This is a genomic window from Micromonospora sp. Llam0 (assembly GCF_003751085.1).
In the GTDB taxonomy this organism is placed as follows: domain Bacteria; phylum Actinomycetota; class Actinomycetes; order Mycobacteriales; family Micromonosporaceae; genus Micromonospora_E.
On the sequence record NZ_RJJY01000001.1, the window covers coordinates 2393928 to 2405889 of the forward strand.

Sequence of the window (11962 nt, forward strand, 5' to 3'; positions counted from 1 at the left end):
CGGTCACCGCAACGGCCACCCGCCCGGCCACCACCCGGCACCGTACTGCCGAGCCTAGGCCGACCCAACCCGCCCAATAGCCCAGCTAGGAGCCGTCATGTCCGCAAGCGCCGAACCCCGACAGTCCCCCACAGGGGAACCCTCCACGGGGAACCCGCCCCCTCTCACCGTCCGCACAACTGGCGTCCGCCGGCCCTCAACCCCCACCCTCATCGACATCTCCCACCGCCTGCGTCCCCGCGACTACACCATCGCCTCCCTCCTCGACGAACTCACCACCCTGACCACCCATCAGCTCACCTCGATCCTGTTCGCCAACCCGACCACCTGCCGCCACCGCCTCCAACTCCTCCGCCGTCTCGGCTTCATCGACCGATTCATCCGCAACCGACCCGGCGCACCAAACCCAGTCTGCTGGCTTCCCGGTCTGCTCTCCGCCCGCTACATGGCCCTGGCCCGCGAGGACAGCCCGCCGACGGCAAAGGCGCTACGGGAACGACAGGACCGGGTCTACTCCAGCCCGACCCTGGACCACCTGCTGGCAGTCAACGACTTCTTCGTATCGCTGCTGGTCCACGCCCGGCACCGGCCCAACGCGGCGCTGACCCGCTTGTGGTCCGAACGCAGCACCACGGGCAGCTTCGGACACCGGATCAAGCCCGACGGACACGGCGTCTGGCGCGACGGCGACCGCGAAACAGGATTTTTCCTCGAACTGGACCGCGGCACCGAACCGATCGGACGACTGATCGACAAACTCACCTCCCACCGCCGGCTGCGCGCCGAAGGCGGCCCGCAGTACCCGATCCTGTTCGCCCTACCCGGCCGGCTCAGAGAACAGAACCTGCACCGCAAACTCGCCGACCGACCCGAGCCAAGCCTCATCATCGCGACCACCTCGCCGGAATCCGGGCCCGACCCGGCCGGCCCGGTGTGGCGACTGGCCGGCAACGGCCGACACCGGCTCACTTTGGCCGACCTACCCAGCAACCACGGCGAGCCCGGCCCACTCAACCCCGGGCCGACGCGCCCCGAGGACCATCCCCTCCGCCTGATCCTCGATCCCTCCGCCTGACCACCTCGGCCGGCGAGAGTCGACATCAGGCCTACCGTCACAGACTGGGCCCTCGCGAGCTGAGCCTGAGGTCAAACCGCCTCTGCCGTCGTACCGGTTCCGGTGCACCTAAAGTCCATAGTGGGTGACTTCACGGCCGCGCTGCAGCCGGCGGTTGTACCCAACAGCGAGCCGAACTACCCAACAGTGCCGCGACGTCAACGGGGTCAGTCGCCGCAGCTATCCAACAGCACAGGTCAACGGTGGTGCCGGCCAATCGGAGGCATCGGCCGGCTGTTGGGTGGCGGGGCTACGGTGAAGGCTCATTCATTGAAACCCCCAAACAGCACCACCCGGGCCGCGCCGCCCACGACCTCGGTTGCAACCGCCCACTCGCCATCCGGCCGGTCGGCCTGCTCCGCCCGTAGGCGCCTCCGCCCACCACCTGCACCACCACAGCACCACCGCGCGGCCTCTACGCGCCCCACGCGGTTCTACCCCGCGTTCTCCTGACCGCTCTGCGGTCGATCCCCACCTACTCCATGCCTCCCCGCGCGGAGGCCGCTCTCGGCATGCCTGCCGACCTACTCAACCCCTTCTGGAGGATCCTGTGCCCAACACGTCCCTGACCATCGTGTGCCTACCCAAAGGCACCCCCACCGATCAGCTGGCCGCCACGGCCAAGAACCGCCTCGCAGGCACACCGCTGATCAGTCTCGGCACCGCCGGACACTTCGCCGTCAGCACCCGTCTTCGTCGCGGAAGCCTCCTCCAGCCTTGGAAGGACACTGCTGCCGGCGGCCCTGTCCGCCTCCTCGACCTCGACACCATGCGCACCGCTGCCCGCAACACCTACGGGTACCGCTGGACCATCTGGAACCAGGTCATCGCCGGCACCCGGCCCGCCCAGCCCTACTGGATCTTCGCCGAACGGCACCTTGCCGACCCGGTCAAGTACCCGGTCTCCAAGGCCCAAGAGCACTATCTTGCCCAGCCCCGCATCGCGAACATGCTCACCTACAACGCGCTCCCCAACAAGATCATGGCGCTACCCACCAGCCACCTGGAGGCCTTCCAGGCTGGCGTACGCGGCTACGCCCACTTCGGTTGGCTCTGCGCCGTCCCCGGCGACGGGCTGCTCTGTCTGGACGGTACCTACCTGGCCGCCGCAAGCGACCAACTGTCCACCCGCCTGTTCTACCTGGCTACCGCCAACCAGCGCATCACCGCGCTCAGCAGCCACGACGTCCTCGTCGCACTGTGCACCCGCTGAACCCCCGCACAGCAACTCCTACACGCCAGGCGAACCGGCTTTCCGGTTCGCCTGTTCTGCGCTTCCACCCCATCCTCTGCCCCAAAAGGAGGCCTTCTCATGATTCCCAGACCATCCGTCGCGGCCCTGCGATGGACATCGGTAATCACCATGTCACTCGTTGAAGCCGCAGCCTTGCATCTGCTGCTGGTTGACCGTGATGCCCTGGCCGCTGTCGTCGCCATGTTCGGCATCGCCATGCTGGCGGCCCAGTTGGCCCTTTTCAACGAGCGGGCCGTCCGCGCCGAGCGCCGTGCCGAAGAGTTGGAGGGTGAGCTCGAAGTGGCACGTACGGACCCCGTCACCGGGCTCGCGGTGCGCCGGGTCGCCGAACAGCACCTGCGCGACACCGCCGGATCCGACGTCACCGTTGCCCTTATTGACGTCGACGATCTGCACGCAATCAACGACGCCATCGGCCACGACGGCGGCGATGTTTTCCTCGCCGCGGTAGCCGAACGCCTCGTGCACGCCGCCGAGCCGGGCGACCTCGTGGCCCGCCTCGGCGGAGACGAGTTCGTACTCATCACCGGCCGCGATCCGCACGAGCTGGCACGGGGACTGTCCGCCGCTATCACGCAACCCGTCACGATCGGCTCGGCGACGCTGCCGATGCACGTCAGCATCGGGATCTGCCGCGTAGCGGGTGGCGACCCGCGTATCGCGTTCGGATGTTCCGACCTGGCCATGTTCACCGCCAAATGGCAGGGCAGCGTCATCGAGCACTACGACCCGGTCCGCGACGGTGTGCCGTTGTCGCACGGCGTCCGCCCGTCGGTTCGGCACCGCGACCGGGGCAGCGGCCGTCGCCCCGACAGCAGCGCCTGACCTCGTTCGACCAGTGGCCGGCCGGCCTCTGTGATCCGTCAACCGCGAGGAGGCGACCCGTTATGGGCGCAGACATGTCCCTGCGCAGTTTGTACCTGCCCCACGGAAGCACCATCAACCGCACCGCCGCCGCCGAGAGGATCCGCCAACTATGCCGCGAGGCCACCATCGACGACCTCACCTGCCTGCTCGACGGCGGTTGGTTCGACGATGAGGTCCGCCGCAGCGAGCAGACCTGGACCGACGACATCGTGGCCGCACACGCGGCCAGTCTGCGGCAGGCCGCCGAGGCCCTACTGCTTCAACTGTTCGACCAGTTCGTCCAATCGCTGGGGCACCGCGACGTCACGTACCACCGCTTCGGCCACGCCGACGAGGCCGGTGTCGACGTCTATGCGACCGGTGGTCTCAGCAGCGGCGACAGCCCGACCGAGGCATTCGACGCCTGGGACATCGTCTACGGCAGCATCCGTCTCCCGGACACCTGGCCCGGCGAGATCGGCGCCGCCGCCGGCCTGCTGCGCCCCTGGGGTGACGGCCCGGCCACCGCCACCGTCAGTTTCCGCGCCTGGGCCTGACACCCGAAACAGAGCAAGGAGGACCGCCGATGAGCAACGTCATTCGCGGCATCGACCGCGGCACCCGCACCGTCGACCACGTCGAGGTGCGCCTCACCGAACTGATCTGGAACGACGACGGTCGCTGCTTCGAAGTCCACCGCACAGACACCGACGTCGACCTCGCCGACGTCTGCTTCGACACCTGGCCCACCGATGAACAGATCGCCGTCCTTGTTCGCGAGCACGACGGCTACTGGTCCTGCCCCGGCTGCGGCGCCGCCATCACCAGCAGCCGAGGCGACCTCATCACCGACCATATCCGCGACTGTGGCCCGACCGGCCGGAACGGGGAGGCCAGCCGGGATGACCGCTGCGGCAACCCCGTCTAGCCCGTTGCCGAGCGACACACCGGTCTGCTCGGGATGCGCAACGGTCAGCGAGCAAGTCCGTGAAGGCCACCCGTGGTGCGACGTCTGTGGCTGGTACCTCGTCTACGACCCCGACCACAGCGACTGGACGAGCTTCGCCGAACGGAAGTACCGCCGGCGAGCCGCGGACTACGAACGGCGCGTCACCGCCAGCGCCGAGCAGGTGCACCGCGCGTCGGCGGCCCTGCGCGACAGGGTCCCCGATGGCTGGCGCGTCTCAGCGTGCCAACACGGCGACGGCGCCATCCACACCGTTGACATCAGGCCACCCACCGGAACCATCGACGCGACGGCATGCCTGACGCCACCCGACGACGACGGCGGCTGGCACGTACGGGTCCACAACCGCGCCCAGAGGATCGACTTCCCGCTCTACCGCGCCGGCGGGGCGCGCGCGGCATCGTTCGCCAGTCCTGGCGACGCCCTTGACGCCGCGGTCAACGCGCTGCGCGTCGAGATCGCCGGGGCCACCACCCGCCGCTGACACCCGCCACCCGCACCGCGCCGCACCCCAGCGACGCCGAACGCGGGTTTCGTCCGCGCCCTGCAAGGCCCCTCCTGTTGTCCATCGGCCGTAGCCCGGCCTGAGCACGCGCGTTCCTGCGCACACCCGGGCGCGGCCGCATGGCCGCGCCCGGGTTCCCTTCTGTCCCCAAAGGAGCCCGTCATGCCTGAGATGTTCGCTCTCCCCTGGAACGTGCCACTGTCCGCCGATCTGCACCTGGGGCAGGCCGTGCACGTCAACGCCCGCGCCGCATGGCTGCCGGCCACCGTCACCTCCATCACCCACACCCGCATCGGCATCGCGTACCTCACGCACCAGCGGCCGATCAGCCCGCTTGTCCCCGCGGTCGCGCCGTGGGTGGTGCGACCAGCCGACGGTGTCCGCCTCCAGCCGGTACACAAGCTGCGCATCGGCGATGTCGCCGTGACCTTCGACGGCACCCCCCTCGCGATCGACCACGTCTGGCAGAGCCGCAGCGGGTGGTGGGTCATCGACTACACCGACGGAGACAGGGCCGCCGTCCCGCCGAAGGCGATCCTGCGCCTGACCGACCCGACACCGACGGTCACCGTCAACGGCCTCCCGCTCTGAGCCGGTCGCGAGACCGGCCATGGACGTCGCACGACGTCGGCCGACAACCAGAACCTCACGACTGCCGACCACCGCGACGAGGAGGGGCCGCAGCCGCCCTCTCCCCCGGCATCGCCGGGGTCAACCTCGGAAAGGCATCCCCATGACCCAACCCTCCACCCTGCAAGCGCCCACCGTCGGGGACGACACGCAGCGCGCACAGGGCACCGAGCCGCAGCCGATCGCGACGTTCGCCGCGTCGGCGCCAGGCCAGGTCGTCACCATCCTGAACGGCTACCTCATCAAAAACGCCGTCGTCCTTGGCCAACGCGACGACGCGCCCAAAGTCCGCGTGCTGGTCGACGGACAGCTACGCACTGTGTCCAGCGACATCACCGCTGTGCCGATCTCCGACCCCGCAACCGGGCAGGCGCTGGCCCAGCAGGCCCTGGCGTGGTTGCTGGCACGGCACCGCCTCATCGAGGACCAGGTACGAGGCCAGACCGAGCAGATTGCCGAGCAGCGCCGTGCATACGACAGCAAGCTGGCGGAGGTCCGTTCCTACGCCATCGACCGCTGCCGCGGAGGCGACCTCTACCGCGATGTGCTCAACGAACTCCTGGCCCGTCTCGGCCTCAGCCCATACCAGCCACGGCAGAAGGTCCAATTCACGATCACCGGCGAGTTCGAGGTCAATCCGGACTCCGACCGCGACACCAGCGACACCGTGTCCGACGTCCGCGACTACCTGCGCATCAACACCGACCAGGTGGACAACGTCGACGAAGACACGATCAACATCTCGATCGAAGCCGACGCCGACGAGATCGACGACGAATGACCACAGAAGACCGCAGCCGGTCGGACATCGCCCCGCTCCGCCCATGACCGATGGAGGAGGACCCTCGATGGGCACGCAAGCCGTCGTCACGATCATCGACCAGTTCGGCGCCACCCGTTCGTTCTGGGGCGCCTGGGCGAGTCCCGAATATCTGATCCCGTACGTGGCCGACTTCCTCACCTGGGTCGACCACGACCAGCACCAGCTCACCACGCACACCTGGCTCACCTATGCCGACACCTTTCCCGGGACGCTGCCCCGGGTGGAGGTCACCGGCACCCAGGCCGCGCTCGACGATCACATCGGTGACCTGGACTACCGGTACCGCCTCAGCCTGCATCAGGACTCCAACGGCGTGCTGCTGCAGGTGTACAACCTCCGGGACACGGCGAGGCACCGACAAGGGGAACCGACGCTCATCGCCGAACTGACCCGCGCGAACCTGTTCGCGGAAGCTGCGCGGCTGTGCGACGTACAGGCCGAGCGGGCATATCGGCAGGCCGATCTCACCGGTAGTGGCCAGCCCTCGGACGGCGATCCTGCCGGGTGGCGGCGGCGCGCCAACCGCTTCCGTGAAGTCCATGCGTCCACGCCGGTGACCGCGCTCAACGCGAACCTCGCCGCTCAGTTCCACCCGGCGACCTACGACGTCCAGTACCCCTCGGTGCGGGTCGCCGGTATCTGGATCTTCGGCTACGTCCACCGGGACGGCACCGTACGGATCGCCGTCCACCTCGACGAGGTCGAACCGTGGCTGCTGCGCCCGGATCGCACGGTACCCATGCGGGTCGCGATCCAGGACACGACCGTATTCGAGGCCTGACAGCCACTCCTTGCGCTCCTGGCCGACGCCCGGCCAACCACCCGCGCCGGGCATGGCCAGACGGTCATGCCCGGCCTCTCCATCGACAGGGGAAGCACATGACCGGCACCACCTTCACCTACCTCGTGATCGCCGAGGACGGCACCAGCCACGAACACCACGCCCGGCTTCGCACCGGCGGGCCCGATGATCTCCTGCGCCGGACGGTCGGCGGATGGCCACAGACGCTCACGCTCCCTGACCCGGACCTGTACGCGTGGCGCGACGGAGACGGCGGACCCACTGCCCGTCAACCCAACCCCGTCGGAAGCCGACTGGTCGCCGACCTCGGCGGTCGACCGCTGCCGATCGTCGGCCCGATCGTCATCACCGGCAGGCGTGGCAGCAGCACGACCAGCCTCACCGACACCCAGGTTGCGGCACTGCTGGCAGCACTCGTTCAGTGCCGCTGACCCCGACCCGACGGGCGGTTCACCGACCCGCCCGGCATCCAATCCAACACCCTCGGAGGTTCATTCCGTGTCCGAGAAAGACCAGATTCGGGTCAAGGACCGTAACGATCTCATCGCCGCTGTTCCCTACCTCCTCGGCTTCCCTCCAGAGGACAGCCTGGTATGCGTCGTCGTCGACGACGACAGGATCCGATTCCTCGCGCGACTCGACCTCTCGGTCGCAGCCGAGGGGCCAGAGTTGCCGGAGGCGACATCCCACCTCGCCGAGCTGCTCGCACGGTACGGCCAACAGGCGATCATCCTCGGGTACGGCACACCCGACCGCGTCGGCCCCGTCGCCGAACTGCTCCGTGCGGCGCTGCTCGCCGCGAACGTCGAACTGTTCGACGCGATACGAGTCACCGACGACCGCTACTACTGCCTGAACTGTGACGGCGAATGCCCACCGGAAGGGATTGCGTACAACCCCTCGACAAGCACACTCCCCGCTGAAGCGACGTACGAGGGCATCGCCCCGATGCCGAGCCGCACAGCGCTGGAAGACCTCATCGCGCCGATCACCGGACCACGCCGAGAGGCGATGCGAACAGCCAGCCTGGCGGCATTCCAACGGCTCCACACCATGCTGTTCAACAGCGCCGCAACCCGCGCCGACGTGACCGACGGAGAGTCGTCCGGATCACCGGCACACGTCCTACAGAACGGCGTCGAGGCCGTGCAGCAGGCCATCGGAGTCGCCGCTCGCGGCGAGCTCCTGTCGGACGACGCTGCCGCATGGCTCACCGCGGTACTCACGATTCCCGAGGTTCGCGACCACGCCTGGAGAGCGATCGACGGCAGCGAACCGCATCGTCGACTGTGGATCGATGTCACTCGACGGGCGATCCTCGAGGCGACTGCGGCGCCCGCCTGCCTGCTCGCGATTGCCGCCTACCTCGGCGGCGACGGAGCTCTGGCGAACATCGCCGTTTACCGGTCGCTGCAAGCCGACCCGGGGTACTCGCTCGCACGGCTGCTCCATGGCTCGTTGATCGCCGGTGTCGCGCCCCAGGTGTGGCGGGACGCGACCATCGGGACGACTGACTGACGCACGTCCGGTGCCCGCAGGGCACCACCGGCATTCCCACCGGCGCGGTGGGGCCACCGCACTCATGAGGTGAGGGCAGCCGGTGGCAGCCGGCTGTCCTCGACACCTCCCACCCAGGGATTGGAGGGCACCAATGTCCACCCCCGCACAGATCGTCGCCGTGATCGCGGCGACGATTTCCACCGCCGAAGTCACCTACCGCCCGCTCAGACGCCGCTTCCACACACGCCGGTTCGCGGCGTTGATCGCAGCAGCGCGCCTGGCCCGACCTGTAACCGCGATGGCGCATCAATCATCCGACCCACGGCAACTGCCTTCGGCACCTGGTAATACCGAGGACGGAGGGACGCGATGAAGGCCCGCAGCTGGATTTGCCCGGTCGGGCCACCCGAAGCAGCAGCGCCGATCGGGCACCATGTGTATGGCCTGGTCGACTGGGACGACACCCCAATCTTGATCGTCGGCCGCAGCGCGGACGCCGTCAAACGGGAAGCGATACGAATCTTCGCCAGCACCGTGGCCAGTGCCGGAGACCTGACCGAGGACGACCCAGCCTGCACCGACCGGTATCCGCTGCCAGACCCGGACGATCCCGCCACCGACATCGACAACTGGCTGGCCCAGCTGCGCCGGGCAACGGCCGACCCATGGTTCGCCATCCCCGACGACGAGGTGGTGATCGCACCATGACCGCCTCCCCCCTGACCTGCAGTCACCACATCGCCGCGTCAGCCCTGCCGCCCATCACCGAACACCCCGTCGAGGTCGCCGACCTGCTCGTCGGTGGTCAACGGATCGCGGTGTGGGCCGACCGGCCGGCTCGCGGACTCACCAAGATCATGCTGGTCGACGCGTCGAGCAATGGCAGTGGCGACGCCACGCTGCACGGCGTGACCCTGGCAGTGAGTCTGCCTGATACCTGGTCTGCCGCCGACCGCGCGGCCGTGACCTGCTTCATCAGCCATTACGTCCACCAGGACGAGGTGAACAGGTGAGGCGCCAAGGAAGCGTCGGTGGCGTCTTGCGAACCGCCGGGGGTCACGCTGATCGCCGCCGCGCTCACGCGGCTGCACGTCTCACTGCCACAGGAACCGTTGTGGCCGGCCGAGGCTTCTGCATCACCGACAGGTGCCCGCCGACGAGGCACCTCACGGCGCGGACATCGCCGAGCCTGCCCCTGCCCCTGCCCGAACTCCTGACCGACCCCGGCACCCGTCCCCTGTAGTTCTCGGACGGTAGGCGCTCCGGCACCCGCCCGGTGCGCTACCGGTGCCGGTCATCTGTCGCGCCTGGCGATGGGCTGCGGCCTCACCTCGTGCCTACGGGCAGGTTGGGGCTGCGGTCCCAACCTGTCCGCCGCCACGAGGCGGGGATAGGAGGGCCACCCTGATGGCCAAGAAAAAGGCAACGGTCACGAGCGGCCGCGACGACGAGCGCGCCGAACTCCTGGTGAAGTTCAAAGCGGACTTCGACGCCCGGCTGGCGCGAATGGCTGCCGAGCCGACGCAGTGGATCGAGTTCATCGACCACGTCGCCACGTTCGGCGCTCAGTACAGCCTCGGCAACCAGATCCTGCTCCTGGTCCAGGCCGAGGAGCGCGGTATCGAGCCGCGCTACTTCCTGCCCTACGGCAACAAGGACGGATCAACCGGCTGGAAGGCCCAGAAACGGTTCGTCCGCGAAGGCGAGTCTGCGTTCAAGATCTGGGCGCCGGTCCGGCGCCGACCGACAGAGGAGCAGGCCAGCGAATGGGCAGCCGCTGGACGCAAGGTCAAGCGGGACCCGTCCGGACGTCCAGCCGTTCAGGTGGTCGGGTTCCGATTGGCCAACACCTTCGAACTGTCGCAGACCGATGGCGAGCCGTTCGAGCCGCCCACCGTGCTGACGCGCCGGCGCGTCCAGAACCGCGGCAAGGTCGGCCCCCAGTTGTTGACCGGGGACGATCCGACGGGTGCCTTCGAGGACCTCGTCACGCTGATCACCGACGAGGGGTACGCCTTCGAGCTCACAGCGCCGTACACCGGTCGCCTCGGCACAGCAAACGGCGTCACGGTCCGCGGTACGGGGATCCGGATGGTGCAGGTCCGCGATGATGTCGCCCCAGCGCAGCGGATCAAGACCACCCTGCACGAGTTGGCGCACATCCGCTGCGGACACCTCGACGACGCCACCGCTCGGGGGAACCTGCATCGTGGCCGGTACGAGACCGAGGCCGAAAGCGTCGCGCACATCGTGCTGCGGGCGCTGGGGATGGACACCTCGGCCTACAGCGACGCCTACGTGTTCGGGTGGGCCGACGGTGACATGGACCTGGTCAAGGAGTGCGCCGAGACAGTCCTGCGGGTCGCCAAGAAGATCCTGCTCGACCTCACGCCTGCCGACGACGTGACGGACCCGACGCGGGCCGAGCCCGGCGAGGCCGAAGTGGCCGGGTTCGCGCTGGCCGGTACGGCAGCGGCTCACGGGCGGGCCTCGTGATGGATGCCTTCCGCGACGAACGGATCGCGCGGGCGACGCTCGGGTGGCTGTCCGAACCCGGCGACGCCCACCTGCGGCAACTGCTGGCCACACACGGGCCGGTCGAGAGCCTCCACATGCTGCCGATGCGGGGCCTGCCGTTCGTTGCTCGGACGGAGATCCGACACCTGTCCGGCGCACGGCTATGGGAAGAGGCTGCGGTCGCCGTGAACCACGCGCAGCGCGGCACCGGACGGGTCGTGATCCCGGCCGATCCAGACTGGCCGACCGGACTCCGTGACCTCGACGGCGCGGAACCGGTGTGTCTGTGGGCGCAAGGACCGGCCCCGATCCCACCGCAGGCGACGTCGGTCACCATCATCGGCTCACGGGCCAGCAGCGACTACGGCAAACACGTAGCCGCTGACCTCGCCAGTCAGCTCACGACGTGGCGCTGGACAGTGGTGTCCACCGGAGGGCTGGGAGTTGACGGTGTTGCCCTGCGGGCCGCGCTCGTCGTGAATGGTGAGCCGGTCGCTGTCCTGCCGCACGGAATCGACCAGATGTTCCCGGCGGCACACCGTCCCCTCTTCGAGCACCTCGCCGACAAGGGGCTGCTACTCAGCGCATGGCCGCCGGGAGCCCGACCCACCCTTCAGCGCATGCGAGCCAACCAGAGCCTGCTGGCCACGCTCACCGCGGGCACGGTCGTGGTCGAGGCGAGCGTTCGCAGCAACGCATTGGAGGTCGTCCGGCAAGCCGTCAACCGGGGCCGCGTCGGCATGGTCGTGCCTGGCCCGGTCACATCCGCCATATCGGCCGGCTGCCACGACCTGCTGCGCGCCGAACCGCGTATCCGACCGGTCACGAACCTGGCCGACATCCTCGCCGACCTCGCCCTCAGACCGCAGCCGACAGCCGGGGGCGCGGATACGACCGGTGCCGGGAACGCCTGACCTTCCGCCCCACACGGTCTGCGACATCTGCACGCTCACCCCCGTTGACCATCCCGACCTGCCAGCTAGCGACTGGTAGCCACCACACC

15 protein-coding genes are annotated in these 11962 nt (G+C 68.7%); all 15 read left to right on the forward strand.

Annotated elements, in window-relative coordinates; genetic code table 11:
- Positions 1-97 precede the first annotated feature (97 nt).
- Positions 98-1075, forward strand: coding sequence for a replication-relaxation family protein (locus EDC02_RS10710; RefSeq protein ID WP_123601810.1), 978 nt, complete (start codon positions 98-100; stop codon positions 1073-1075).
- A gap of 589 nt (positions 1076-1664) precedes the next feature.
- Positions 1665-2327 (forward strand): hypothetical protein, encoded by a 663-nt coding sequence (locus EDC02_RS10715; protein ID WP_123601811.1) that lies wholly within the window; start codon positions 1665-1667, stop codon positions 2325-2327.
- Positions 2328-2564: 237 nt separating this feature from the next.
- The gene (locus tag EDC02_RS10720; protein WP_233606377.1) at positions 2565-3194 is read left to right on the forward strand and encodes a GGDEF domain-containing protein; all 630 of its coding nucleotides are present in this window, start codon (positions 2565-2567) and stop codon (positions 3192-3194) included.
- A 62-nt stretch (positions 3195-3256) separates the two neighbouring features.
- The gene (locus EDC02_RS10725) at positions 3257-3772 is read left to right on the forward strand and encodes a hypothetical protein (RefSeq protein WP_148083397.1); all 516 of its coding nucleotides are present in this window, start codon (positions 3257-3259) and stop codon (positions 3770-3772) included.
- A 29-nt stretch (positions 3773-3801) separates the two neighbouring features.
- Positions 3802-4143, forward strand: a complete 342-nt coding sequence (locus tag EDC02_RS40160) for a hypothetical protein (protein WP_158632129.1) — start codon at positions 3802-3804, stop codon at positions 4141-4143.
- A complete protein-coding gene (locus EDC02_RS10735) occupies positions 4118-4666 on the forward strand; it encodes a hypothetical protein (RefSeq protein ID WP_148083398.1) in 549 nt (182 codons plus the stop codon). The genes EDC02_RS40160 and EDC02_RS10735 overlap by 26 nt, the downstream gene beginning before the upstream one ends.
- Before the next feature lie 183 nt (positions 4667-4849).
- Positions 4850-5278 (forward strand): hypothetical protein, encoded by a 429-nt coding sequence (locus EDC02_RS10740; RefSeq protein ID WP_148083399.1) that lies wholly within the window; start codon positions 4850-4852, stop codon positions 5276-5278.
- Positions 5279-5420: 142 nt separating this feature from the next.
- A complete protein-coding gene (locus EDC02_RS10745) occupies positions 5421-6098 on the forward strand; it encodes a hypothetical protein (RefSeq protein WP_123601816.1) in 678 nt (225 codons plus the stop codon).
- Between the two features lie 67 nt (positions 6099-6165).
- Positions 6166-6921: a hypothetical protein gene (locus EDC02_RS10750; protein ID WP_123601817.1), complete on the forward strand. Its 756-nt coding sequence runs from the start codon at positions 6166-6168 to the stop codon at positions 6919-6921.
- A 98-nt stretch (positions 6922-7019) separates the two neighbouring features.
- Positions 7020-7373 carry a hypothetical protein gene (locus EDC02_RS40165; protein ID WP_158632130.1) on the forward strand — a complete coding sequence of 118 codons (354 nt, stop codon included), beginning with the start codon at positions 7020-7022 and terminating at the stop codon, positions 7371-7373.
- A gap of 67 nt (positions 7374-7440) precedes the next feature.
- Positions 7441-8460, forward strand: a complete 1020-nt coding sequence (locus EDC02_RS10755; protein ID WP_158632131.1) for a DUF4192 domain-containing protein — start codon at positions 7441-7443, stop codon at positions 8458-8460.
- Positions 8461-8811: 351 nt separating this feature from the next.
- A complete protein-coding gene (locus EDC02_RS10760; protein ID WP_148083400.1) occupies positions 8812-9150 on the forward strand; it encodes a hypothetical protein in 339 nt (112 codons plus the stop codon).
- The gene (locus EDC02_RS10765) at positions 9147-9455 is read left to right on the forward strand and encodes a hypothetical protein (RefSeq protein WP_123601820.1); all 309 of its coding nucleotides are present in this window, start codon (positions 9147-9149) and stop codon (positions 9453-9455) included. The genes EDC02_RS10760 and EDC02_RS10765 overlap by 4 nt, the downstream gene beginning before the upstream one ends.
- A gap of 394 nt (positions 9456-9849) precedes the next feature.
- Positions 9850-10938 carry an ImmA/IrrE family metallo-endopeptidase gene (locus tag EDC02_RS10770; protein WP_123601821.1) on the forward strand — a complete coding sequence of 363 codons (1089 nt, stop codon included), beginning with the start codon at positions 9850-9852 and terminating at the stop codon, positions 10936-10938.
- The gene (locus EDC02_RS10775) at positions 10938-11873 is read left to right on the forward strand and encodes a DNA-processing protein DprA (protein WP_123601822.1); all 936 of its coding nucleotides are present in this window, start codon (positions 10938-10940) and stop codon (positions 11871-11873) included. Before EDC02_RS10770 ends, EDC02_RS10775 begins: the two co-directional genes overlap by 1 nt.
- Positions 11874-11962 lie beyond the last annotated feature (89 nt).

Coding starts and splice junctions, on each gene's coding strand:
- EDC02_RS10745 (WP_123601816.1), top strand. CDS start 5,421: ATGACCCAACCCTCCACCCTGCAAGCGCCCACCGTCGGGGACGACACG.
- EDC02_RS10740 (WP_148083399.1), top strand. CDS start 4,850: ATGCCTGAGATGTTCGCTCTCCCCTGGAACGTGCCACTGTCCGCCGAT.
- EDC02_RS10735 (WP_148083398.1), top strand. CDS start 4,118: ATGACCGCTGCGGCAACCCCGTCTAGCCCGTTGCCGAGCGACACACCG.
- EDC02_RS10770 (WP_123601821.1), top strand. CDS start 9,850: ATGGCCAAGAAAAAGGCAACGGTCACGAGCGGCCGCGACGACGAGCGC.
- EDC02_RS10720 (WP_233606377.1), top strand. CDS start 2,565: ATGCTGGCGGCCCAGTTGGCCCTTTTCAACGAGCGGGCCGTCCGCGCC.
- EDC02_RS10775 (WP_123601822.1), top strand. CDS start 10,938: ATGGATGCCTTCCGCGACGAACGGATCGCGCGGGCGACGCTCGGGTGG.
- EDC02_RS10710 (WP_123601810.1), top strand. CDS start 98: ATGTCCGCAAGCGCCGAACCCCGACAGTCCCCCACAGGGGAACCCTCC.
- EDC02_RS10765 (WP_123601820.1), top strand. CDS start 9,147: ATGACCGCCTCCCCCCTGACCTGCAGTCACCACATCGCCGCGTCAGCC.
- EDC02_RS40160 (WP_158632129.1), top strand. CDS start 3,802: ATGAGCAACGTCATTCGCGGCATCGACCGCGGCACCCGCACCGTCGAC.
- EDC02_RS10725 (WP_148083397.1), top strand. CDS start 3,257: ATGGGCGCAGACATGTCCCTGCGCAGTTTGTACCTGCCCCACGGAAGC.
- EDC02_RS10760 (WP_148083400.1), top strand. CDS start 8,812: ATGAAGGCCCGCAGCTGGATTTGCCCGGTCGGGCCACCCGAAGCAGCA.
- EDC02_RS10750 (WP_123601817.1), top strand. CDS start 6,166: ATGGGCACGCAAGCCGTCGTCACGATCATCGACCAGTTCGGCGCCACC.
- EDC02_RS40165 (WP_158632130.1), top strand. CDS start 7,020: ATGACCGGCACCACCTTCACCTACCTCGTGATCGCCGAGGACGGCACC.